This is a genomic window from Micromonospora inositola, assembly GCF_900090285.1.
GTDB lineage: Bacteria > Actinomycetota > Actinomycetes > Mycobacteriales > Micromonosporaceae > Micromonospora > Micromonospora inositola.
Map to the genome: position 1 here is coordinate 6,683,975 of NZ_LT607754.1, position 24,020 is coordinate 6,707,994.

Here is a 24,020-nt window from a genome sequence, read left to right on the forward strand (position 1 = left end):
TGCGCATGTGCCACAATCTAAACCGTTGGTTATACCGCACCAACATGCGTCAGTCAACCGCCGACCACCTCGCATTGGCATTGGCAAGCAACTCATATGGGCGGCGGGCCCACTTCCACTGTGCAGACGCTAAATTCTCCTGGTGTACCCCGGCGTCCCGCAAACTAGGAGAATCGGTGGCAGAACGGCCCGATGATGTAATTCAGCACCAACTACGCCACGTACTCGACAATGACAGGGAGATTAGATCGGGCATACAGAAAGCGGAGGCCGACGAAAGGGATTTGTTCAGTTCAGTCCTCAGCCGGCGCAGCGAAATCGAGAGTGCCTGCCTGACGGAACTAAAACAACTCAACCTGAGCGCAATGGAGCTTCAAGGTGCCGAGGAGGTAATTGCAGCACGGTGGGAAAAAGCGCCAAGATACGAGATAGTCATCAGGGCAGTCTTTGGGACCGCGATGTCGCTAGCAATCATTCTTTATGGCTGCATCGGCATATTCTATGGCATCCTGAGCCACGAGCAACTGGGTCCAATCTGGGACACAACCCGCGGCGCACTGATGTTAGTAATCATCACCACTGCCAGTCTTGGCCTCGTCGTCCTATTGCTTAGATTCAGGCGGGGTAAGCTGGCCGAACGAGCGCGAACTGCCAGCACCTTCCAGTTTCTTCGGGATAATGTCAAGACGGCTCGCGCAAATTGGATCAATGCAGTAGGCGATAACGGAGTAAAACCGCTACTTAGAGAAGAGATCAACGCCCGCCTTCCCACGTTCGTCAATCATATAGACGTGCAGCGAGCGAACGGCCTTTCCGAGGTAAGGGACCCTCTCTACCTCGTTGATACAGACGCCAAGGCGCAGATACAGGAACTGCTTGACTCAATGCCAAGTGGCAGCATTGGACTGGCCGGCCCTCGCGGCGCCGGAAAAACAACGCTCTTGCGCTACTTCTGCTCGAGGGATTTTCGCCCGCTTAGCGAGGAAGATGACGCGGTTCGCGTCACTTTGGCAGCCCCCGTACGCTACGACGCACGAGAGTTTGTGATCCACCTATTCGCCAACGTTTGTCGCGAGCTAGCCCCCGAGGTGGGTAAGTATGGCTCTCCTTTCGACGCGGCATTAAATCAGTTCGATGAAACCAGGGCCTTCTTCACTTCTTTAATCCGCCTTTTGTTGCCATTGTCGCTGGCATGGGGATTGATACAACTGGCAGCCGTGATTGCAGATTGGAAGATAAACCCCGGCCTCCAGTCCGCCGTCCTTTTAATAGTCCTATCCGCCTCCGGCTTATCCGCCCTCATTTATACGCGCGCTGCAAGGAGGCGGCTGTGGCGTGTTGAGCTATCTCTTGGACGCGAATATCATTCAAGTCCGTCCCAAATCGAAATGATGGCCGAGAACTTGCTTGTTGGTCTGTCATACCAGCAGTCGGTTGCGCACGGCTGGTCCGCAGCATTGAAACCTCCCGTTGGGTTCGAGGCCACTAGCTCATCCAACGTGACCATGACCGAACGACCAATGAGTCTTCCGGAGATCGTATCTCGGCTGGCCGACTTCCTGCGCCAGCTATCTGGACACAAGAAAGTCTTTATCGGCATCGACGAGCTGGACAAGATTGAATCAGCCGAAGATGCTCAGCGCTTTCTCAACGATATAAAGAGCATCTTCGGGCTTGAAGGCTGCTATTACATCGTCTCGGTATCAGACAATGCAATGAGCGCGTTTGAGCGCCGAGGACTACCTCTACGGGACGCCTTTGATTCCGCCTTCGACGCCATAGTTGCCACCCCATATCTTGATCTTGTCGAGTCACGCCGTCTGATAAGGCGTCGCGTAATCGGCATGCCGGAACCATTCATCGGCTTTTGTCATGCGCTCTCAGGCGGTCTTCCGCGCGATTTGATTCGCGCCGCACGTTCTGTCGTTAACCTGTCCAAGAAAAAGGGGCAGGATCGCGACCTAGGCTCGGTAACCGCAGGAGTCATAGCAACCGACATTAATCGAAAGTTCTTGGCAGCCCGCACCGCCGCTCAAGAGATTGCCCTTGAGCCATCCGTCGGCATTTTCCTCTCCACGCTTCCTCGAGGAGTTGTCGATGCGCGTGATGTCGCCTCTGTATTGCGGGGCCGGCGTTCGCTCCTAATAGAATCAACAACGGCATCGCCGAGCGGGTTAGGAAGCGAACCGAGTGCGGGCGATGCGTGGCAAGCACTAACGCGACTACGCATCGAATTAGCCGCCTACCTATATTTCGCCGAAACGATCGCAAGATTCTTTGACGGCCCTATTGATCGCGACCGGCTAGAATGGATTGCCGGAGGATCTCATTACTCGGCGCCGGACCGGCTTGCACGAGCACGTATGGCGTTCTCCGTCAATCCTAGGCTTGCGTGGGAATTGACTTCAGACTTCAACCATGACTACGACCTCCCAAGTTCACCCTTCCCAGTCGGGATATGGCGGCAACGTTCCTGACGCGTTGGCGGTAGACGGTGGATGCCTCAGCGGCTCGATGGCGACGAGCATGAAGGTGTCAGCAACGAGGCCGGAAGCTTGCCCTGCCGCCAGCTACTCAGGACCGGCAACTAGGTACAATCGCGGCACCCGCAGGGCTGGCGGTGAGCGCAGAAGACGTGCGCTCACCGCGACACTCTCGGCGCCGTTCCTTCCCCCTCACTGTCTCCACGAGCGAGCAGCGAAGATCGCATCACGATCAGGGTCACTCACCTGCCTGCTTAACTCGCTCTCTTATCCGGGTCGCCTTGGTTCCTCTTGTGATCGTCGTCAAGCCTCATCAGCAAATCCCGCCCTTTCGGAGCGGCCACGCGGTCGCCCGAGTCGATTGCCCGCTGGTAAGCGTCCCTCGCCCCATCGACATCTCCCTGCTCGCCGAGCAGCGCTCCCAGGCCAACCGCCGCCAGCGGAGCCCAGCTGGTGTGGCCGGAGTCGATCGCCCGCCGGGGATGTCCTCGAGAATCGGCCAGTAGCCGGTCAGACTGGCGGGGCAGTCGAGCCCGCCGGCTCAGCGCGGGCGCTCGGCCAGGCCACCGCGACGATCGACCACGACACCAGCGCGACGAGCAGTGCTCCGAGGGTGGCGGGAACCATCCCCCACGGCAGGGCCCGCGTCGAAAGCATCCAGGCCTGCCGGCTGTCGGCAAGTACCCGGGGCTGCTTGACCGACTCGGGGATGGCCACCTCCCACTCGTAGGCGCTGTTGGGTTCTTCATCCATGGCCTGCCAGGACGCCTTGACGTCGACGCCGTAGATCGGCCCTTGGTGTCCGCGGCCGCCGCGGGTCCAGTTGCCGATGCACCGGCTGTGCATGACCTCAAGCCGGTCGTACGTCACGTAGCAGTGGTCAATAACGGCGCGTGGCTGGTCATTGGGCCATAAGCCTGCTGTCCAGCTCAACACTCCACTGAGGGCGAAGCCCAGGGCGACCATCGCGGCGAGCCGCACCCTGAACGCGATCACCAGCGGTCCTCCTCGTCCCTGGGTCCGGTTGGCGCCGCCACCTCGTTTGCCAGAGATCAGTGGCATGGGCGGATATTAAGGTTGATCATCACGATCCGCCGCCCCGCCGAGGATCAGATGGGGCGAAGCACGGGCGACCGCCGGTCCGGCGGCACAAGTGCGTCCGGGCGACACGATCAAGGGGGTGCTGGATCCCCAAGTACCAGGAGTGCGCGCCCGAGCCCCGAGGCTCGTTGATATGGCGGCGTGCTGTAAATCCGTCGCGAAAGCTACAGAGGTTCGAATCCTCTACCCGCCACCAGGTGCGAAGACGGCCCCTGACCAGCAGAAATGCGGTCAGGGGCCGATCTTGTCTGGTCCCACTGAGTCCAGCCGTTGCCCGCCGTCGCTCACGGTCCGGGGGCGTATCGGGGGGCATCAGGACGCCGCGTCAGCGTTCGTTGATCGACTGATAAAGACCGCGTCCGACCTTTCCGATCCGGCCTCGCTGCCACAGGTCGTAGGTGGTGACCTGAATTTCCATCTTTGGGTCGTCGCGACCCAACGCCTGGAGCTCGGCCCAGATCTCGACGGGTCGCATAGGTTCGCCACTACGGGCAAGCACCCACTCGATCGCCTTCGTCCGGGGCAGTGCAGCGACCTCCTCCCGTTGCGCCTGGACGCCGTCTTCGCGGGAGGGGGAGCTAAGGCCTGCGATCAGGGCATCGATCCTGTTGAGCGCAGCCAGCACGTCGGATCGGACAGATTGGAGTTCTGTAAGCATGAACAGAAGGTACAACGTTGGTACCACGGTTGCCAAGGCGCGAGGCCGGTCCTGGTCCTGGTCCTGGTCGTAGTCCTGGACCTATGGACTGCCGGCAGGGCGGTCGCTGACGGTCCGGTAAGCAGGTCGCGAGCCTCAATCGGCCGGTCGAGGGCTGTAACGGTGGCATGGGTTGGTGTGCTTCCATGCTGTACGGCGACCAGGTCGAGACGGACCTTCGACCCCCACCGGGGGGAGCCGGACACACCTCGTCGGCTCGTGCCAATCCTTACCGACCAGTGCGGTTGCGCAGCTGACGCTAGGCGTCCTCTGCTGTCTCCTACTCGCCTGGATCAAACGGCTTGCTGCCTCTTCGCTGCCTCCGGCTCGTCGCCGCCTCGGGCCTCGGCGTTCCTCTTCGGCCCGATTAAATACTTTTGTCCTTTGCGGTCATGCTACTGCCAAGGATCTTTCGCGCTGCGCCTTGAGCGAGGACCGCAACAAGCACGAAGAACATGCCTATAACGATAAGCGGGACTGACAGGGAGGATCGAAGGCCCAATACAACAGGCAGAAGTATGGAGACAGCCGCCGTTATTAGCGACACTATCCTCAACCTTCCACTGAACAACTGACGTCTCGACGCTACGTCTTTAGCATTCACCTCGCGGACATTAATAATCGGGTTAGAGACAGACAGGATGGGATCACCGTTAAGGAGAAGGGAGACGTTGACCAGTTGGCGTGCAGCCAAGAGAGAGGGCCCGATGTAGAGTTTGGTGCCAGAGAGCTGGAGCTCCGGTTCCACTGTCCCCGGCGGCTTCGAGGTACGGCTGAGGATTTCCAGAACCGGTACGGCAAAATCGAGCACAAGAGGCTTGTCTCCATCGAACAGACTGGACGGCACATCTCTCTTGCCGTCATTGCCAATTCCCAGGAAGGCGATTCGAGGGCTCTCGACCAGCTGTCCATTGTGATGAACGACTAGGCCCGCGTCCTTGGCGCCAGAGCCTTTGTGCAGGGGTTCGACTTCGCACTTGTAGACGATGCGACGCTGCGGCATCTCCTTCCTATAAGAATCCCACAGCGTGATCATCCCAATGAGCAAGGTGATTACTACCCCGGCCAGCGCAACCCAAAAGTTGCCCACCTCGTACCACTCAGCTGCAGTAGTCATGCAGGCCCCTTATTCATGATCAAACTGTGGACCAGAGCCGCCCGAGCCTAGCTCTCGCCGTTCAAAGTTGCTGCCCCTCGCGCCCAGCAGCCGAACGTCCGCAGTCACCCAGGGTGGCGCTGTTCGTTGCGAGGGCGCCCGCCTCCGTCTCCGCCCCTGGATCATCCGTACCTTCGATGAAAGTTGCGAGCTGAGCGAAGGACCCCGACGCCTTGCTTACAAGTCGCTTCCGGCATGAGTCATGGCGTCCGTAGATGTCCGTGCCGTCCGCGATGGGTCCCGCGAACGTGCATGAGAGTCCATCCTCGGTCATCGGGGTTGATGTCAGCGATGGATGTCAACGGCAAAGATGCGGACGGGCGGCATGATGGCGGGATGGCAGCGGTTGAGGCGTGGTTTCTGGGTGGGCCGGTCGACGGGAGACTGATGCCCGTGGAGACCACGGCCGACGGCAATCCGCCGACGGTGGTCAAGCTGCCTCAGACCGGCTTCTACCTCGGGGCGAGTGATGTCGCGGCGCCCGCGGTTGAGCACGTCTACGTGCTCGCCGACAGTCGTGACGACATCGAGGTCTACCAGTACCAGCAGCCTCCGTCGGAGGCGGGAGACTGACCGCTACCGCCGGCGGATTGGTTGTTCTGCCGCTGTTTGCTTGCAGCCCATTGCTATGGCGGTCGACACCCGCGTATATCGAGGTATCGCTATCTTCGATGACCGGGAGAGCCGATCGTGACCCGTACCCTGCGCTGGGCCGCCACCCTGCTGGCCGCCGTCACCGCCACCACCACCCTGACCGCCGCCCCCGCCCACGCCGAGACCTACTCCGCCGCCCTGCGCACCGCCGTGGCGAACCTGCCCGTCGCCACCGAGGTCCGCACCGGCTACGACCGCAGACTGTTCCCCCTGTGGATCGACGCCGACGGAGACGGCTGCAACACCCGCTACGAAGTCCTCATCGCCGAGGCCACCACCAAACCCTCGGTGGGCGCCGGCTGCGCCCTGTCCGGCGGCCGCTGGTACTCCTACTACGACAACACCTACTGGACCATCACCAGCGACCTCGACATCGACCACATGGTTCCCCTTGCCGAAGCGTGGGATTCCGGCGCCCGCAACTGGACCACCAGCCGCCGCCAGTCCTACGCCAACGACCTCGGCGACTCCCGCCCCCTGGTCGCCGTCACCGACAACGTCAACCAGGCCAAGGGCGACCAGGACCCCGCCACCTGGATGCCCTCCTACAGCTCGGCCCGCTGCCGCTACATCAACGAATGGGTCGCCACCAAAATCCGCTGGCGGCTCACCGTCGACACCGCCGAGAAGAACGCCCTGACCAGCTGGGCGAACTCCTGCTCCAACGTCACCATCACCGTCGTCCGCGCCTTCTAACAACCACAGGCAAGGGCGGTGCCGCGCCGTGCGTGCCGCGCCGCCCTCGCCTCGACGGCGACCTACTCTCGTCGCTGCCTTAGCGGTGGGTGCTGACGGCACGCACGCTCGGTACCCCGGAACTAGCGGCGCAGCTAGAACCTTGGCCTCCCTCAGCCACACCCCAGCGCCCAGCAGGCGTTGAGACAATCTGCGCGCTACGGACACTGCTTAGTCCAGCCCCTGTCGGGCCTTCCGCCAGCCGCGTGGCGCCCGGGCTCGCGAACCCCTGACGCCTCGCCAAAAGGTTCTAGGCGGCTCGTCCGGCGGGTCCGTCCGCATCTACGACCTCGGGCGGCTGTCTGCGCCCGGCCGCCGGCCGTTGCCCTCGTCCGGGCCCGTTGCTGTCGAGAGCCCACGCGTTCGGTGATAGTGAGGACCGTCGGAGTGGGTCAATCATCGAGCACCACGACCGAGCCAGTGTATTGGGCGGGCACGGAGACATCCTTGGAGTCAAGGGTGTTGAGGTGGCCCTCGACCCACTGCACAAGGAACCGCACAAAGTCGTCGCTGCAGCCCGCCTCTCGGTAGTGAGCGAGGACGTCGCTCCGAGCATGGCCGTCCCGCCGGGCGCGGAGGAGGCGGTGCCCCCGGATGTCTCTGGTGAGCCGTTCACCGAGATCGACGGTCTCCCCGCGCTGCCCAGTGGTCAGTTCGCGACGCATCGGATGGGCGACCCACTCCAGGAACGGCAGCGACAGCAGCGTCCTGGTCTCCATGTCGTGGGCTGCCAGATCGACGTCCACTTGTCCGTTAATGGCAGCCAGAGCGGGACTGACTAGCCCCGCTGGTAAAGTTCTGACCCACGGTGTATCAAACTGCACTAACACCTGGCTCAGTGCATAAGCGGATTCCCCGGTCGGCGACGAGTCTCCGGGGTGAACCAACAAACGTATTACCGGAGCTCTCACCGTGCCCAGCCGCAGCGGAACATCTGCATAGAGGCTGGCAGGCCCGAAGGCCTTGACGAGTTCCACGGCCGCAGCGAGATCCTCCTGAGCTCGCCAGGCCCGGAACCAGAGCTCCCGCGGATCATTCTGAGGCAAAGCAATCTCTGGCAACTCCTCGATGAAGGTGTCCCGCATCCGCGTCCAGAATCCGAATCGCGTCGGTGATGCGTTCTGCAGGTAATGCTCAAGGTGAACCACTAGCGCAATAACGCTGGAGGGGCGGGTCCGCAGCTCCTTCGTCATAGTCTCGACCACCGCACGGCGGATCATCTCAAGGTTTTCGGGAGAGGCCTCGGACAATAGGATCTTCAGGGGATTATCGCGCAGCACGGTCATGTTCGAGGTGTCGTCAACGTTGTCGATCGCCAGCACGACAATGAGGTCGACGACCGCGCGCAGCAAGAACGGCGGGAAGCCCGTGTATGACAGCATCTGGGCTACGAAGGCGAGGACCGGCTCTCCGCGCACGCCCGGGCCGACCCCATTAAGCAACCCCTCGGCCACCTCCCGAGCACCGCCCTTGTAGAGGACGTGCAGCTGCACGGCGAGGTAGGTGACCTCCAGCCACTCACCCCGTGAGATTCGGTCGCCGATTTTGCTCAGGAGGCCCTCGACGCTGGTACAAGTCCGTGAAACGTGCTCGGCGGCGAAGTACTCGAGGAAGCTTCGGTGCACGAATGCGTAAATCTCGTCAGTGTTGGTCGAGCCGACCTGGGCCAATACCCAGCTTCGACCCGCACAAACCTCCAGGAAGGACTCCGCCTTCTCGGCCGCGATGTCCTCGTCGAACCGCTCCGCGAAGTGTCGCTTCAGGTGCTCTGCCATGTGTCGACGGCTGAGTTTTGCGTCGGGTGTCTCAGAGTAGAAGACCCAGGCGATATGCTGGAGCGCTGTCCGCGCCGCAAGTACGCTTTGGTCCTGGCTGGCGACCGCGCGCATGGCGTCCCACTGAGCGAACAACAGCTCCGCGCATTTGCGATAGACGTCGGCGCGGTTGGCGGGTATGAAGTGCTCGGCCAAGTAGATGCCGCAAAGCAACGAGAGCATGAGCGGGTTGCTACGGATGTCACGGATCGACTCGCTCTCGCGGAGGAAGCTGTCCCGACGGCCACCGCTCCCTGCGGCTTCAGCGCTCCGGCTCTGCTGTGCGTCTAGCGCAAACCATTTGGTCACATACCGTTCGACCTGCTGGTCGGTGAAGGGCTCCAGCTTCCACACGCTAAACAGCTTGCGGGATAGCGGAGCGTACTCGTATCCCACCTGCCGCGAGGTCACCACTATGCTTGCATTGGGATAGCGGTAGGTGAAGCCCTCAATGAGATCGACCACGCGGCGCCTAAGCCACACCCGGGTCAGCTCGTCGAGACCGTCGAGGATGACGACCGCGCGCCCGTTCTGGAGCAGGTAGGGCACCGCGTCGTTAGGCGGTTTCAGTCCGTACGGGTCGGCACATTGCATCTCGAGGAACTCGTCCAGCGTCCGGCCGACCTGCTGAAACTCGGCTGTGAAGTTGCGGAGGACGACCAGGAAGGGAACCAGCGCGCTCCCCTCTTGATCCGCGCTCGCGACATCCAACGCTATTTTTTGGGCCATCGTGGACTTACCTGCGCCGGGGGCGCCCAGCAGGACGTTCCGTCCTTCGAACAGTGGCCCCGAAGGCGACTTGGCCGACTCTACTGCCTTTTCGCCCAATCGACCGAACTCCGGTCGCACCCAGAGTTCCTCGTACGGCACCTTCTGCGCGCCGCGGATATGGGGGAGGGCCATTTCACCTAGGCAGTTCCGGACTTGTGCCCGCATTTGCTGCGCAAAGTCGTGAATCTCGGACAAGCTATTGATTTTGGCGAGAAGTTGACTATTCCGCACTCCCGCTGCGGCGGCGTGCCCAACGACCGACACGTCGATCTCGTCGGGGATCAGCCCCCTGGTGGGTATGGCGACCTCGGCACCGGCGACGATCTCCCGCAGCAGGACGTCCGCCAGCAGGGTCCGCTGATGTGGTTGGACAGAAGTGAAGTGACGAAGGCCTTCGATGATCTCGGCACGGATCGCGGTAACGATCTCCTCGTACTGTCGATGACTGCCGCCGTAGTTCAGCCGGCGGTGCAGGGCGTACTCGAAGCAGACGTGGTCGAAGTCGGGCGACAGTAGGTAGCGCGAGAGGTTCTCCGCCTCTTCCGCCGCGAGGGTCGAAAGCACTCCCTCGGTCGCTTGCGCCGACGCAAGCTCGCGGGCGCCTTTTTGGACCCTAGCTCGGCCGATACGGGTCTTGACTCTGCGATAGACCTCGCCGGACAACGCAGACAACGGGCGGATCCCCTTGTCGAGGCTATAGAGCACCTGTCACCTCCCGCCAAGGCGCGGCAGCCAGCGTGTCTCGCCGCGACCAGACCCATGGAACCGTCCGAGGACACTCGATTGTAGAGCCGGTCATCCACTGATCACAGCAAGTAGTGGATGCCCATCCTGACCGGCCTGCTTCGACGGTGACTCATCAGCCCACCCTTGCTGAGGTCGCTGGCGCAACTACCTGGTGCCCGGGCGTCGGATCTGACGTCGTGCGACAAGCTAGACGACCCCTCAGAGGACCTGCTGTTCGAGCTGCTGTTGGGCATAGAGCGCGGCGAGGAACAATTTCTCGTCGTGGATTGCCTCGCCGACGCCACAGGGCAGACGTTCGCACAGGTTGCCCGCACCGACGCTGGTGAATACCAGGTCGAGCAGGTGCTGGTCGTCATCGGGTGGCCTTCGGGACTGGCCCTGATCGAGGCTGACGCCGCCTTCTCGCTGCCTCCCTGCCGCCTCGCAAGCCGCGATCCAAAGCTGTGGCGTTTCCGGCCGGCGTGGTCTACCCTGCAAGGCTGCTCTGCGTCTAGCGGCAGCGGCGGCCTCTCAGTCCGTCCCTGGACCAACCCTGCGCAGGAGCACGGCATGTCTAACACATCAGTATCGATGACCGATCCGCTGCTGACCGCCGTCACCAACGAGCAGCTCGCATTGCTGCGAATCGTGGGTGACGTACTTACCGACATCGGCGAGTGGCCGGTTTATCAGTACGTCGAAGCACGCATGGATGAGCTGGGGCTCGACGCCGACGCTGTGCTGCGGTCGATGCCGTCCATCTCCGACGGCCAGCTGAGCTACTCGCTGGTCCGCCGGGACCACAGCACCGCCCCGGACACCCTGGTCAAGCTGACGATCGCCGGGTTCGCCCACCTGCCTGCTCATGCTGGCGTCTGGGACATGTTCCTCGCCGTGCTCAACGAGCTGAGCGACCGTCGCGTCAAGGCGGCATACGACCCGCGGCAGGTGATCGAGGTGACCCTGTCCGGCCCTGACTTGCTAAGCGACCTCGGTCTTCAGGACGAGCCGTTGGTCCGGCTATTGCCCGAGATCCTACGAGGAGAGCCGTCGACGTGGCAGGGTGGCGGCAACGTCAATGGCGGGGTCTGGATGCCCGCACCGAGCACGTTCGTTCGTCGTTTCCGCAACGTATCGTCGGTCGACGAGTACCTACACCGTCTGCGAGGCTGGATTGAGCCTGCCCGTCAGCCCGCTGCAGTCCTTGCCTCCCCGCTGAGCCTCGTAGGGGCGCTCGACTATCTCGACGTCGTGTGGCGGCTACGCTTCGGCGCCGGACTCTTGGTCGTGCCGAGTGCTGAACGGGCAGCTCGGCTTGCCTTTGACGCGACGACTGCCGAGGAGCTCGACAACCGGCTCAGCGCTCTCGGCGAGATGTTCAAGGGGTTCGATGTCCCCGGCGACCAGCAGCAAGGAACGCTGCGGCGACTCCGCGTCTTCCTTGCCGACCACCTTACGGCCGAAGCGATGGTTCGCGTCGAGTCGGCTGTGACCACGCTGCAGAACGTGACCTACATGCGCAACGCCGGCCAGCACATGGATGCCGCGCTCCAGGCGGCCGAGGCCTTGCGGTCGTTCGGACTGACCTATCCCATCAGCGACATTCGCGAAGCCTGGCAAACCGTGCAGACGCACGTGGTGTCGGCGCTGGGTGCTCTGAGAGAGGAAGTTCAGGCAACTCTCCCGGCACCCGGTGCCCGCCGATCTCAAGCACGACGCCCGCGCCGCCACACCTCTAGCAACTCCAGGCGAGGGGTGCCGCCACAGGCCCCTTAGCCTGGCTATCACCGACCGACGCATTACGAGTCAGCACCCGGGTGCTGGTCTACCGCCTGGTCCTCGTTCCCGGCTTGCCATCCAGGCCCGCGATCGTTCGCTGCTGTTCGCCGGTTTGGCTGCTCGCTTGGCTGCTCGGTGGATCTCCGGGGCCTCAGGTCGCCCATCCGCTCACCCTTCGTCCGGCGCGCCGAGCCATTGGGATCTCCGGGATCGTTTGCCCGGGGGCAGTCGGGCCAGTAAGAGAATCGTTGAGGTGGTTTCATTTGATCATGATGCAGCTCGTACGTCGCGCGGCCTACCAGCTCTACGCCCGCCGTCTTCGAGCCCAGCTGGCCGATAAGTCACTGCCGCGGCACATTGCCATGGTCATGGACGGGAACCGCCGGTGGGCCAGGCAGATGGGCTTCGACGACCCCGGGCTGGGCCACCGGTACGGCGCAGAGCACATCCACGAGGTTTTGGGCTGGTGTTCCGAGATGGGCATCCGCTACGTCACCCTCTTCGTCGCCTCAGTCGACAACATGCGCAAACGCGGATCCGACGAGGTCGAGAACCTGATGCGGATGATCGAGGACGTCGTCGCGGAGCCATTCCTGCGTCCGGCCAATCCGTGGCAGCTTCACCTGGCCGGCCGCGCGGACATCCTTCCCGACTCGACACGCCACGCACTGAAGCTTGCCGAGAACGCCACCCGTGAGCGAGCTGCCGACTTCCACCTCACCGTCGCCATCGGCTACGACGGCCGCGAGGAGATCGTCAGTGCGGTTCGTTCCCTGCTGGAGCAAGAGGCACAAGCGGGCGCCACACTCGACGACGTCGCGCAACGCCTGACCGCCGACGCCCTCGCGGCGCACCTTTACACCGGCGGCCAACCCGACCCTGATCTCGTCATCCGCACGAGTGGAGAACGCCGCATGTCCGGGTTCCTACTTTGGCAGGCCGCCTACTCCGAGCTGTACTTCTGCGACGTTTACTGGCCTGGCTTCCGGAAGATCGACTTCCTCCGCGCCCTACGCTCCTTCTCGGCCCGCCGTCGGCGATTCGGAGCGTGACGACCAGGTCACCGCTCCAGGTCCGATGGCTCGAAGGGACACGCGTTGCTGCTCAACGCGCGGTGCACGAACCCGGGCGCGTCGACCAGCGTCGTGACGCCTCGCTACAAGCTCTGTGCATCGCATCCGCACACGTCCGGCAACGGCTCCACGGTCGAAGCTTCGTCCGTGCCAACGCTCGTCAGTGTGCTCCCGTCCGGCGGCGTTGCTGTCAGCGTTGCTGTCGACAGCCGCTCCGCGGCGCCTTCTGTAACTCGGCCGCAGACCAAGGCCCGCTCCACCAAGGTGCGGGTCGGCGGCAGACGGGATGGCGAAGGTTCGCTCCAGCTGGAAGAGCTAGTGGGAAGATCTCTCGAAGTTCCGCGAAATCCCATCACACTCATTAAGGCACCGGTCGCAGACTACCTTCATGCCAGGTTTGAACCGTTCGCCAATTCGAGCGCGGAACTCATCATTTCCGATGCTAAGTGACTCTATCCGGGCATCCGGCATGTTCGGCCTACCGACAATAGAAATCTCTAGCAGTTCAGCCTTCTTGATCAGATGATGACACACTTGACCATCGTACTCAAATCCTGCTATGTGGTCGCAGTCATCTGGGTCGAGCTTGCACACAGAGCATTCGATCTCGCTGATCGCAAAGGCCGGACTCAGGCCCACTCGATTATGTGCAAGCGCGACTGGGCATCGCTGGTGATACATTCCGTCTTCGTAGGGAAATCGACAGCCACGCGGGAAGTATTTCCGTGCAAGCCGGCCGGCATCATCGAGTATCAGGTGGGCGATCTCGAACCGGGGCGTGCCCTCTAGCCAGTTCATAGCGCTACGAAGAGCGCGTAGGGCCTCCCGCAGCTCTTTGTGCAGCTGGTCGGTTGGCCCGGTAAGCGGAATCAAGCGTTCAACGCTCTCAAACTTCCTGCGCCCTTCACTAAGGATCCTTTTGCCCTCAGCCAGCATATGATCGTTGAAAGGCATTAATTGCCTCCACCACTTCCTGCCCTGGTCCGTGTGCCTCGAAGTTGTGCTCGCTGCCGTCCGATGAAGTGACCACGAACTTGACGTGCAGGTTCTTTTCCTTGTGTCCAACCTCGCCGAAGTACTGCATGATGATTGTAGAGATGATGTTAGCTGGAATATTTGCTAGAACTGATTGCGCGAAGGCCAGCACAGGCAACCACGCGTCGGCGGCATTGTGGCTTACCTGAATGCGCTCGCCGCGTTCGTGATCGTATGTAACCGCGAAGCCGTTCAGCCTTAGCAGCTTCGCAATGTCGCTCGTCGTCGCCGGATAGGCGTAGCGCCCGTTGTCCAACCGTTGCATACCTGTTCCGGGTACGCCTGCTCGGATTTGTACCTCTGTGGTTGACATGCGGATGTCCTTAAGCGCTGGCGTGACTTAGTGGCAGGAATAGTAGCTACCGCCCGCAACCTCAAGGTAGGGCCGGCGGTCAGTCAGGCACCAGGATGGCAGAGAGCGGCGAAACGAAAGCCCCTGATCTTAGCGGCTGCTTGTCCGGCAACGCTAAGACCGAGTCACTACGAGTCCACCCCCGGCCGCTACCCACGCCTTAAAACGTGAGTCCCAATCGGCCGTTCATCCACCTCTGGAGCCAGCTGGGGCCGGATTCAGCAACTGCCCTCCGCTCTCGCCGATTCAGAGGTTTAACACCCTCTAGATCGTCGGCCATGTCACCTTCATCAACCAAACTCTTAGACCGAGTAGCAAGAATCCGAAGCAACAAATCATCCGGCAAGATGCCGCGGGCTACTTCGTGAAAGGGATGCAGATCCCCAGGATATTCTTCCGCCGCAAAGCACGCTAGCCACATCAGTACCGCAAACGCGCCCTCCACCTGAATAGCAGCCTGCGTAAAATCAGCCATCCGAGGAACCAAATTAGCCAGCACCTGTGACAGGCGCTTCTCTTGGATGGGGTGGATCTTCGGCGGGCTAGTCGCCAACCTGCGGCCATGAATCGCGATAATGGCCCGGTCCGTTTCCTCCTCCTGGCCAACTGAAAGCTTCTGTATAGCCTGCAACAACAGGCCTGGTGTCATCTCTCCAAAGCACGCCAACACCAGCTGGCTGTAGAAGCTCTTCCCCGTTTGTGGATCGAGATGTCCCGTTAGAGTCAGGTAGGACTGTAGGACCTCCGAGTCGGCGCAATCCACCAAATTGTCTGCCTCGACAATTTCATCGGCAACTCGACCCCACTCATCTAGGAAAAGGTCAGCCTCGCCTAGGAGCCAAAGCGCTGCCCAACACTCCACGAAGACCTTTCGGAACCCCACGGTATCCTGAGGATGTCCCTCGCCACTTCCGGTCAACATCCCGATGCAGATCAGTCGCGGGTCCTTGTACAGCTGCAGTAACGAGATAAAGGCGCCCTTCTTCACGTCGTCAGACAGTTGCGCCCAGGCCCTGAAGGTACTCGTAAGCACATCGCGGACGAGGGGTGCTCCGACGGGCGTTGCGTTCAAGATACGCAAGCAGAGAGGGTATGGCGGGGACCCGCTGAGCTTCCCTCCCTGCGATGGGTCTTTAATCAACCGCCGAAGTAGCATTTCGGCACCGCGATGAGTCTTGTTCTCGTATGCTTGTACGATGAGATCTGGCAGGACCGAGCTCGGGTTGTCCCGATAGACCTGAGCCGCTGTCTGTAAGACGTCATCTTCGCTCCGAGCACGCCGGACAACTGCTTCAGCTGCGTAGAACTCCATAAAAGTTCGGTGCGTAAAAGCGAACAGACGCTGGCCGCGCGCGTTAAATCCCGTAGCTGTCAACAACCAGGCTCTGTTCGCGCAAAAGCTAAGAAACTCTGCCGCCCGTTGATCCGCCTCGGACGCTTGGACGCCGGCAGTGTCTTGGAAGTATATTCCGATGAGGCGAGTGAGTTGACCTTCCTCTACGCCAGCTCCCGTTGAAGGAAATTTGAAAAAGAAGTCCGCAAGTTCTTCCATAAGGGTGTGGCCATAACGTCGATGGTCGACGGGTTGTGGGATATGCCGGAGAGCATCCCAGCCGTAGAAGAGGAGGTCAGCACAGTCCTTATACACGTCCCGACGGTTCATCGGTATGTATCCCCGAACTCTGTAGAGAGTGCAGAGAAGTGAAAGCATTAGAGGATTCCGGCGGATCTCTTGGATATCCTCAGATTCCCTAACGAAGGCCATTCTGTCTGTTTTCGGCCGCTCCATGAGCTTGAACCACCGCGTCGCATATTCCTCGACTTGATCGGGGGTATATTCATGCAGTTCGTGAACAGAGAATCGCGGGCTCTCGAAGCGAGCCGATTCGTAACCAATCTTCCGAGTGGTGCAGACAATCGATGTAAGGGGATACCTGTACGCGACCATCTCGATGCGGCCAATTAGACTTCTTCTAGCCTGAATGTCAACGAGTTCGTCGACACCGTCGAAGATTAGGAAGCAGCGCCCAACCGAGAGTAAGTCCCGAAGGTCATCTTCGGTGACATCAATGCCGGTGGCCCGCTTTATCGACAGCGCTACTTGATCCGTGACATCTACGTCTGCGTCAGAGCCAAATTCCCTGCACCTCACGATGACTGGCGCATAGTCACTTTCCTCGCGTTGGGCAATCTGTCCGGCGAGCCGGGTGACGAAGGTACTCTTGCCTGCTCCCGGATGGCCAATGATTACTAGATTCGTCCCCGGATGAGGGTCAGCCAGGACATGGTTGGCCTCGACGGGATCGCCTTGTCGAGCCGGGCTAAGCGTCCTGCTGACATAGAGCGCGTCATGAGAGAACCTGTGGTGCTCCTGCGTGTGTTCAAGCCTCAGCTCGGAGGTGGCTTCTTGCATCCCGCAGCTGATATCGACGCACAGTTCCCGAATCTGTTTTGCTCTTGCCACGTCACGCGCAATTGCGACTATGCGCCGTACGTAGAGCGGCGCTGGCTTCTTTTGGTTGAACCCTGTGTCACCCGCTAGCAAGCTGTCAATATCGTCATCGCTTAGCCTCCTCAAACCATCAACCGTTGGCAGGATGAGTTTGAGGTTCTCTACGATAATGCGCCAAATGAGGGCTGCCGTCTCGTCCGACGCCGCCGGGATGCCGGGAACGCGGGATGCGAAGAGTGTTTGGAACGCATTTTCGCACTCCTCAGCCCATCCGCCAAGGTCTCTTGTTCTCGCCTGCGTATTCAGCACGAGGACGTATGCCGCTGCCAGAGCAAAGACCTCGGGAGACTTGAGCAAGGAGGAAATCTGCTGTTCCTGCTCATAGGTCAAGACCACCGCAGCTTCCGCTCCGTCACTGAGCACTAGGCTGCCTAGTACTCCAGCCGGAGATCGTGATCACGGTTCGGTGAGGGCTTGTCGGGCGTAGTGGCTGGCTTTGGCTCGGGCTTGGTGGCGCCGTCGCCAGATCGACCACTTGAGCTGGTCAGCGTGGCGTCGGCTGGGTTCGATGACCAGGGCGTTGAACAGGCGATGGAGTTCGTTGACGGTCAGTGGGATCAGCCCGGACGGGCTCGGTTGGGTTCGGCGAGCGGTGGCGGTGGCAAGGAAGGCGTGGGCGAGGATCGCCAGGGTGGTCCATCGGTGCCAGGAGGTCCAGCGCCGGTTCTGGTGTTGGTCCAGGCCGAGGGCGGTCTTCGCGGTCTGGAACGACTCTTCAATCTTCCAGCGGCGGCCGGCCACGGACACCAGCGCGCCCAGTGGCGCGGGCTCGGGTGACCAGCAGCGGTAGAAGGCCAGCTCACCGGTGCGGCGGTGGCGGCGGATCAGCAGCCAGTGGTGGCCGGCGTGTGCGTCGGCGTGCGCGGGCAACGGCATCCAGGCCCAGTCGTAGTAGCGGTGCCCCTTGGCGCCGGCACCGGCCGAGACGCGCTGCCAGGCGGTACGGGTCAGGCCGGCGGCGAGGTGGTCGACCCGCCGGCTGCCGATGCCGGTGATCACCTGATGGGAGCAGGCCACCGCGAGGACGTAGCCGAGGCGGTGACCGCGTAGCGCGGCGGCCAGCCGCGGGTCACCGCCGTAGGCCTCATCGCCGGCCACCCATCGACACGGCAGGCCGGCGGCGACAGCCTCGTCGATCATCCGTGCCGCCAGCTGCGGCTTGGTGGCGAACCTGATCTCGTCGGGGACACCTGCCTCGCTCCTGCGTGACGGGTTCTCACACCACACCTTGGGTAGGTAGAGCGCCGCGTCGATCAGGGCGTGCCCGGCCTCGGTGGCGTAGACCAGATGCACCGCCAGCTGACAGTTCTCGATCTTCCCGGCGGTGCCCGAGTACTGGCGCTGCACCCCGACGGTGTGATGGCCCTTCTTCAGATCTCCTGTCTCGTCTACGACCAGAACCGCGTCGGGGTCACCCAGGTGCTCCGCGACGAACCCCCGCACGTCCGCGCGGACCTGCTCGTCGTCCCACTTCGCCCGGGCGAGCAGGTCCTGCATCCCGTCCGGCGAGGCGTCCCCGGCGTGCTCGGCGATTGTCCAACAGTTCTTCCGCGGCAGCGGCGCCAACAAGCCCCGCACGAAGTCCCGCACCCGCCGACGCGGCTCCGGCCTGCGGAAACGCGATCCCACGGTCAACATCAGGTCGTCGAACAACACACGCCACCGCTGGGCGTCTACCCTGTAAGCCGCAGCCACCGCCGCGTCATGGTCAGTCCACACAACCGTCCATGCTCGACGGTGGCTGCACCCACTCCAGCCCCGGGGGAACCTCGCCCCGACTCAGATCAACATCTCCGGCTGGAGTACTAGGTCGATGTCAACTCTGTGCCGGCTGCCTTCAGCAGCGCTGCCGTAAACCGACGCGGCGACCTTGCCGACGATGGTCTTGATCGCTTCGCCAGCGATCAGCTCGACAATGCCTGTCATTGATGCCCTCCCCCGGGTTGGCAGCCAACCTGCGCGATCCGCCAGCGTATGAGAGCTGTTGTCGCATATCGCCATGACATGTCGGCTATCCGACACTCCTCGTAGGACGTTCGCCATCCCGTCTGCCGTCGACCCGCCCTCCTGGGGAGCTGGCCGCCGCCCGGCCCGCCACGTCAAGCGGACCTTGACGCAGGTTCGGACGCTGGCGAGTCGGGCGGTGGTCTGCTCGGCTTTGCCCGGGTCGATGGCAGGCGGGATGGCCTACCGCAACCACCCACGGACCCGGCGGCTGCCGACGATCTTCTGCCATCCTGGAGCCGGAGCGCCCCCGCCGGAGGCGCCCTAACCGCAACCTCGCGACCGCCGCCAACTCGCCGACGCGGCTGGCGTGCTCTCCCCTACGCCGCGCGGTTCTGGCCGCGCGGCTCGGCCGGCTGCCGGCCCACCACCCCACGGTCAACGGTCTGTCGTTCCGCGGCGGCCCTCCGGGCTTCCCCGCTTTCCGCGCCAGCCGCCGGGCGTCAGGGGTGACGGCCGCAGAGCGACAGCGGCAGCGGCCGGCACGCGCCCAGGCGGCGGCGCGTGCGGCCCGTCAAGGGCCGCCTTGATCGATGTAAAGAAAGTCCTCCCACTCGGCCGTCATGCTGGCAGCCGGCCGGCCTGCGCCCTGGAAGGATGAGGGCATGGACCGCTTCGAGGGGCGCTGCTGGCTGGACTGGTGGGCGAACTCCTCCACCCTGCTCGGCAGCGTCGAGGTGGCCGTTGTGATTACCGCCGTAGACGCCGGCTGGGAGGCCCGCGGTCGCCTGGTCAGCGACAGCGACGGGGACCGTGACGCCTTTGCATTCCTTTGCGACCTCGATCCCGTCTTCATGCTGCGCTTCGAAGACGAGAGCAGGGTCGCCGTCACCGCGCACCCCAGCGACGGGCATCGCCGCTTCAGCCTCACCGAGTACACCGGTCCTGTTCAGCGATCGGTCGAAAATCGCATCGCCCTGTAGGCAGCACCGGACCAAGCCTGCGACCGGACTGGCTCGACAGCAGGTTCACGACGGGTTGACGTGTCGGCACCCGGTGCTACTCTGACGCTCGTCGAGCACGCCAACGCGGCCTTCCTGCCGGATCGCTGGACTCGACTTCCGAGATGCCGAGCGGCCTTCCTGCCGCTGATCCGGGCCACGTTCCGCCGGGTCTCGATCGCACCGGCCACAGTGCCGGTCCCCTGAATCCGCTGAGCGGTCCAGCACGGCCTGGTCTGCCGTCCACGATGGCCCGGATTCGCACCCCACGGTGGGACAGCCTGCGGCAACCGGACGCCGATATCCAGGCTCCCCACCCATGCCGACGTCAATCACCGAGTCCACGAGCGCGAAAGGACACGACCGATCGGCGGAGAGTGGTACCACCACAAATCCGCCCTCCGGCGGCAGCCGCCCTCCCGGCGGTGCCAGGAGACACGACGAACACCACCAGCGGACAGAAGTCCAGAGCTGGTGGTGCTTTGTCTCCCGTCCCTGACACCCCGTGAGGAGAGAGTCGTGTCCACCCCGCTTGACCTGTCCCGGCCTGGCCTCGCCGCCGGCCGTGGCGCCCAAGTTCTCTATCGCGCCGCCGCCCCGGATTTCTTCGGCTGGCTGGAACACACCCGCCCCGCCGGCGGCTGCGCCCGCCCGATCCGCCTCGCCGGCATACTCGCCGCCATCGACGTCGACACCGGTCGGATCGTGAGCGAGCAGCACACCGACCAGCTGCCCGACCGGGCGCTCTACAAGGCGTGTGGCAACCGCCGCGAATCGCAGTGCCCGGACTGCGCCTGGGTCTACCAGGGCGACGCCTACCAGGTGGTGCGTTGCGGCCTTACCGGCGGCAAGGGCCTACCCGCCTCCGTCGGCCGGCACCCGGTCGTCTTCGCCACCTTCACCGCACCCTCGTTCGGCTCGGTCCACCACCGGCACGTCCGCCGCCACAGCTGCTCGACCCGGCAGCGCTGCGACTGCCGCCCGGACCCCTGCCACGCCCGCCGCACCGCCGGCACCTGCCCGCATGGGCTGCCCGCCGTGTGCTTCGCCCGCCACGGCGCTGACGATCCGCGGCTTGGGCAGCCGTTGTGCCTGGACTGCTACGACCACGACCACCAGGTCATCTGGAACCACTTCTCCGGCGAGCTATGGCGGCGCACCAAGCAGGCCATGGACCGCCACCTCGCTGCCCACTGCCGCCGACGCGGCATCCCCTTCGTCCGGGTGGTCACTGCCGCTGGCAAGGTCCGCTGGCTCCCGCCCGTGCGCGTGTCGCACGGCAAGGTCGCCGAGATGCAGCGCCGTGCAGCAGTCCACTTCCACTGCCTGCTGCGCCTGGACGGCGTCGACCCCGACGACCCGGACGCCCTCGTGCCGCCGCCAGCCGGCATCACCATCGACGACCTGGAGGAAGCCGTCCACGCCGCCGCCCGCCAGATCACCGTCACCACGCCCGAACACCCCGACCGACCCGAAGGCTGGGTGGTCGCCTGGGGCGAGCAGGTTGACGTCCGGCGAATCAACAGCGCCAGCGGCGAACTGACGGACAGCATGGTGGCCGCCTACCTGGCCAAGTACGCCACCAAGTCGACCGAGGCCACGGGCCACCGCTCCACCCGACTCACAGCCGACACGATCGGCGACTACGCCGACCCGGAAGGCGACCACCTCGCCCGCCTCATCCACGCCTGCTGGCGACTCGGCCGCCCCACCCACAACGCCACCGCGACTGGCGCCGCAACGACCGGCGGCCATCAAGGCCACCTTGACGACAACCCGAACCCCTACGCCGGGCTGCGTCGCTGGGCACACATGCTCGGCTTCGGCGGCCACTTCCTCACCAAAGCCCGCCGCTACTCCGTCACCTTCGGCCTGCTCCGCGACACCCGCACCACCTACCGCCGCACCGAAGACGACGAGTCCACCGCCAGCATCACCGTCGCCACCCTCACCTATGTCGGGTCCGGCTGGCTCAACGATGGTGACGCTCTCCTCGCCAACACCGCCGCCAGACAGCGCCGGGAGAGCAGACGCATCGGCCGGGAAGAACTCGCCCATGAAGCCTGGCTCGCCGGGGCGGCCGCATGAGCCGTAACCTCACCCCGCGCTGGTACTCCCCCCGAGGTCGCCGTCCTGCTCGGCTTCGGTATCTCCAAGGTCAAGATGAAGATCGCCACCGGCGAGCTGCGCTCCATCAAGGACGGCAAGTACCGCCGCATCCTGCCCGAATGGGTCGACGACTACATCCGCCAGCAGGTCAAGCGCCAGGAGGTCGCCTGATGCCAGCCCGTGCCCGCGCCAACGGCGAAGGCTCGATCTTCCCGTACCGCAACGGCTTCGCCGCCTACGTCTGGGTCACCAAGCCCGACGGCAAGCGCACGCGCAAGTACGTCTACGGCAAGACGCGGGAGGCAGTCCACAATAAGTGGATCAAGCTGCATCAGCAGGCGAAACAGGGACCGGTGGCGACCAGCGTCCCGACGGTCGGCAGCTTCCCTCACCCGGTGGCTATCGGAGATCATCGAGCCGAACCGGGCACCGCTGACCTATGCGACCTACGAGACGATCGTCCGCCGCTACATCGCCCCCGGCCTCGGGGCCAAGCGGCTCGACCGGCTCCAGTCGCGGGACGTGCAGACCTGGATCAACCACGTGGCTCGGACCTGCCAGTGCTGCGCCCAGGGCAAGGACGCCGCTCGGCCCAAGGACAAGCGGCGCTGCTGCGCCGTCGGCCGGTGCTGCCAGGCCGTCCCGTCGACCCGCACGGTCAGCGACATCCGGGCCGCCCTGCGGGCCGCCCTCACCACGCCCAGACCGAAGACCTCATCACCAAAAACCCAGCGGCATCGGTCACCCTCGCCACCGTCCGCCGCCGACGCGGCCAGTCCTGGTCGAGCGACGAGGCCCGCCGGTTCCTGGAATCGGCCCGCCACGACGAGGAGACGCTTTACGCCGCTTACGCCCTGGTCCTCGTCACCGGCCTACGCAAGGGCGAAGTCCTGGGACTGACATGGGAGGACGTCGACCTCGACGCCGGAGAGCTGACCATCGGCCGCCAACTGCAACGGGTCCGCGGCCACCTCCTGCACCGCGACACCAAGACCCAGGCCTCCGACGCCACCCTCCCCCTGCCCGACATCTGCGCAACGGCACTACAAATCAGGAAGGCACAACGGGACGAGGCACGAGCAGCCGCCGGCAACGCGTGGCACGAGAATGACCTCGTATTCACCACCTGCTATGGCACACCCATCGAGCCGCGCAACTTTCAACGGTCCTGGCAGACAAGATGCGAGAAGGCGAAAGTCAAGCCGATCACCGTCCACGACGCGCGCCGCACCTGCGCCACCCTCCTGGCCGACCTCGACGTCCATCCCAGAGTCGTCATGCAGATCCTCCGGCACGCCCGCTTCTCCGTGACCATGGAGATCTACACGCAGGTCTCGTCGAAGGCGACCCTCGACGCCCTCAAGCGCCTCGGTGACTCACTCGGCCACTGACCTACTGCTGTACTTCGCTGCTGTACGGGCAGCAAAAAGGCCACCCCCGAAGCCGGGAAGTGGCCTTTGACCTGCGTGGGCGATACTGGGATCGAACCAGTGACCTCTTCGGTGTGAACGAAGCGCTCTCCCGCTGAGCTAATCGCCCTCAGCGCCGATGACTCTACCTGATCGAGAAGGCAGACCAAAAAACCCGGGGTCAGTGCGTCGCGAGGTAGTGCAGCGTCCGGGCCACCAGGTCGATCCCGAGGCTGTACTTGAGCGACAGCCACACCACCGTGGCCACGAAGACGAGGCCGACCGCACCGAGCACGAACCGCACCGGAAATGACCGGCTGGTGACCCAACGCGTCCACGCCTGGACGTGCCGTCGGGTGAAGCCGAGCAGCCGCCGCGCCCAGTGGAACTCGACCGCCCAGATGCCCAGCCCGGCGATCACCAGCAGCCAGCCGGGCCCGGGCAGCGGGATCAGCGCGATACCGACGGTGACGACGATGGCGCCCGCGATGGCGATGAAGATCTTGAGGGTGATCCGGCCGGTGGGGTTGGCGCGGATCAGGTCGAGGGTCGTGTTCACCCGCCCCCGCCAGCCGCCACGACGAGGTGCCGGAACCGCGGCGCCGGCCCGCGAGGCGGTGCCGCCGGAGGTGCCGCGCGGATCACCGGAATCCCGCTCCGTCGACACCC

At 63.5% G+C, this 24,020-nt stretch carries 18 protein-coding genes, 1 tRNA gene and 2 pseudogenes; 11 read left to right on the forward strand and 10 right to left on the reverse strand.

Annotated features, from left to right (window positions below; translation table 11 throughout):
• The first annotated feature begins 176 nt into the window (after nt 1-176).
• Nucleotides 177-2,477 (forward strand): hypothetical protein, encoded by a 2,301-nt coding sequence (locus GA0070613_RS32600; RefSeq protein ID WP_157746630.1) that lies wholly within the window; start codon nt 177-179, stop codon nt 2,475-2,477.
• Between the two features lie 516 nt (nt 2,478-2,993).
• On the opposite strand, the gene GA0070613_RS31725 is transcribed toward GA0070613_RS32600, so the two are convergent.
• From GA0070613_RS31725 to GA0070613_RS32605, 3 genes are all read right to left on the reverse strand, one after another.
• The gene (locus tag GA0070613_RS31725) at nt 2,994-3,479 is read right to left on the reverse strand and encodes a hypothetical protein (protein WP_089015634.1); all 486 of its coding nucleotides are present in this window, start codon (nt 3,477-3,479) and stop codon (nt 2,994-2,996) included.
• A gap of 430 nt (nt 3,480-3,909) precedes the next feature.
• Nucleotides 3,910-4,242, reverse strand: coding sequence for a hypothetical protein (locus GA0070613_RS31730; protein ID WP_157746631.1), 333 nt, complete (start codon nt 4,240-4,242; stop codon nt 3,910-3,912).
• Between the two features lie 406 nt (nt 4,243-4,648).
• Entirely contained in the window at nt 4,649-5,398 is a 750-nt protein-coding gene (locus GA0070613_RS32605) for a hypothetical protein (protein WP_157746632.1), read from the reverse strand.
• Between the two features lie 330 nt (nt 5,399-5,728).
• On the opposite strand from GA0070613_RS32605, the gene GA0070613_RS31735 reads away from it, so the two are divergent.
• Complete coding sequence (locus GA0070613_RS31735; protein ID WP_157746228.1) at nt 5,729-6,010, forward strand: hypothetical protein; 282 nt, start codon at nt 5,729-5,731, stop codon at nt 6,008-6,010.
• A gap of 117 nt (nt 6,011-6,127) precedes the next feature.
• The gene (locus GA0070613_RS31740) at nt 6,128-6,787 is read left to right on the forward strand and encodes an HNH endonuclease family protein (RefSeq protein ID WP_089015636.1); all 660 of its coding nucleotides are present in this window, start codon (nt 6,128-6,130) and stop codon (nt 6,785-6,787) included.
• Between the two features lie 431 nt (nt 6,788-7,218).
• On the opposite strand, the gene GA0070613_RS31745 is transcribed toward GA0070613_RS31740, so the two are convergent.
• Complete coding sequence (locus tag GA0070613_RS31745) at nt 7,219-10,116, reverse strand: NACHT domain-containing protein (protein ID WP_089015637.1); 2,898 nt, start codon at nt 10,114-10,116, stop codon at nt 7,219-7,221.
• A gap of 165 nt (nt 10,117-10,281) precedes the next feature.
• Between GA0070613_RS31745 and GA0070613_RS31750 the strand changes: the two genes are divergently transcribed.
• The 4 genes from GA0070613_RS31750 to GA0070613_RS32615 all read left to right on the forward strand — a co-directional run bounded on the left by GA0070613_RS31750 (nt 10,282) and on the right by GA0070613_RS32615 (nt 13,778).
• Entirely contained in the window at nt 10,282-11,913 is a 1,632-nt protein-coding gene (locus GA0070613_RS31750; protein ID WP_089015638.1) for a hypothetical protein, read from the forward strand.
• A 272-nt stretch (nt 11,914-12,185) separates the two neighbouring features.
• Nucleotides 12,186-12,968 carry a polyprenyl diphosphate synthase gene (uppS, locus tag GA0070613_RS31755; RefSeq protein ID WP_231929609.1) on the forward strand — a complete coding sequence of 261 codons (783 nt, stop codon included), beginning with the start codon at nt 12,186-12,188 and terminating at the stop codon, nt 12,966-12,968.
• 45 nt (nt 12,969-13,013) lie between these two features.
• Nucleotides 13,014-13,439, forward strand: a complete 426-nt coding sequence (locus GA0070613_RS32610) for a hypothetical protein (protein WP_157746231.1) — start codon at nt 13,014-13,016, stop codon at nt 13,437-13,439.
• 84 nt (nt 13,440-13,523) lie between these two features.
• The gene (locus GA0070613_RS32615) at nt 13,524-13,778 is read left to right on the forward strand and encodes a hypothetical protein (protein WP_157746232.1); all 255 of its coding nucleotides are present in this window, start codon (nt 13,524-13,526) and stop codon (nt 13,776-13,778) included.
• A gap of 136 nt (nt 13,779-13,914) precedes the next feature.
• On the opposite strand, the gene GA0070613_RS32620 is transcribed toward GA0070613_RS32615, so the two are convergent.
• The 4 genes from GA0070613_RS32620 to GA0070613_RS32625 all read right to left on the reverse strand — a co-directional run bounded on the left by GA0070613_RS32620 (nt 13,915) and on the right by GA0070613_RS32625 (nt 18,814).
• On the reverse strand, nt 13,915-14,337 hold the full coding sequence (locus tag GA0070613_RS32620) for a hypothetical protein (protein ID WP_157746233.1): 423 nt from the start codon (nt 14,335-14,337) through the stop codon (nt 13,915-13,917).
• Nucleotides 14,338-14,536: 199 nt separating this feature from the next.
• Nucleotides 14,537-17,218, reverse strand: a complete 2,682-nt coding sequence (locus GA0070613_RS31760) for an NACHT domain-containing protein (protein ID WP_157746633.1) — start codon at nt 17,216-17,218, stop codon at nt 14,537-14,539.
• A gap of 66 nt (nt 17,219-17,284) precedes the next feature.
• Entirely contained in the window at nt 17,285-18,526 is a 1,242-nt protein-coding gene (locus GA0070613_RS31765) for an IS701 family transposase (RefSeq protein ID WP_157746638.1), read from the reverse strand.
• Nucleotides 18,527-18,667: 141 nt separating this feature from the next.
• Nucleotides 18,668-18,814, reverse strand: a complete 147-nt coding sequence (locus GA0070613_RS32625) for a hypothetical protein (protein WP_157746634.1) — start codon at nt 18,812-18,814, stop codon at nt 18,668-18,670.
• 683 nt (nt 18,815-19,497) lie between these two features.
• Between GA0070613_RS32625 and GA0070613_RS31770 the strand changes: the two genes are divergently transcribed.
• The 4 genes and pseudogenes from GA0070613_RS31770 (at nt 19,498) to GA0070613_RS31780 (ending at nt 23,333) form a co-directional block, all read left to right on the forward strand.
• The gene (locus GA0070613_RS31770; protein WP_089010387.1) at nt 19,498-19,815 is read left to right on the forward strand and encodes a hypothetical protein; all 318 of its coding nucleotides are present in this window, start codon (nt 19,498-19,500) and stop codon (nt 19,813-19,815) included.
• Nucleotides 19,816-20,352: 537 nt separating this feature from the next.
• Complete coding sequence (locus tag GA0070613_RS31775) at nt 20,353-21,921, forward strand: replication initiator (RefSeq protein ID WP_089010388.1); 1,569 nt, start codon at nt 20,353-20,355, stop codon at nt 21,919-21,921.
• Nucleotides 21,918-22,113 (forward strand): annotated as a pseudogene (locus GA0070613_RS34260) (excisionase family DNA-binding protein). The gene GA0070613_RS31775 and the pseudogene GA0070613_RS34260 overlap by 4 nt, the downstream one beginning before the upstream one ends.
• Nucleotides 22,113-23,333 (forward strand): annotated as a pseudogene (locus GA0070613_RS31780) (tyrosine-type recombinase/integrase). Before GA0070613_RS34260 ends, GA0070613_RS31780 begins: the two co-directional pseudogenes overlap by 1 nt.
• A 76-nt stretch (nt 23,334-23,409) precedes the next feature.
• On the opposite strand, the gene GA0070613_RS31785 reads toward GA0070613_RS31780, so the two are convergent.
• Both GA0070613_RS31785 and GA0070613_RS31790 read right to left on the reverse strand, forming a co-directional pair.
• Nucleotides 23,410-23,481, reverse strand: a tRNA-Val gene (locus GA0070613_RS31785).
• 51 nt (nt 23,482-23,532) lie between these two features.
• A complete protein-coding gene (locus GA0070613_RS31790) occupies nt 23,533-24,018 on the reverse strand; it encodes a TIGR02611 family protein (RefSeq protein WP_089015640.1) in 486 nt (161 codons plus the stop codon).
• Nucleotides 24,019-24,020: the final 2 nt, after the last annotated feature.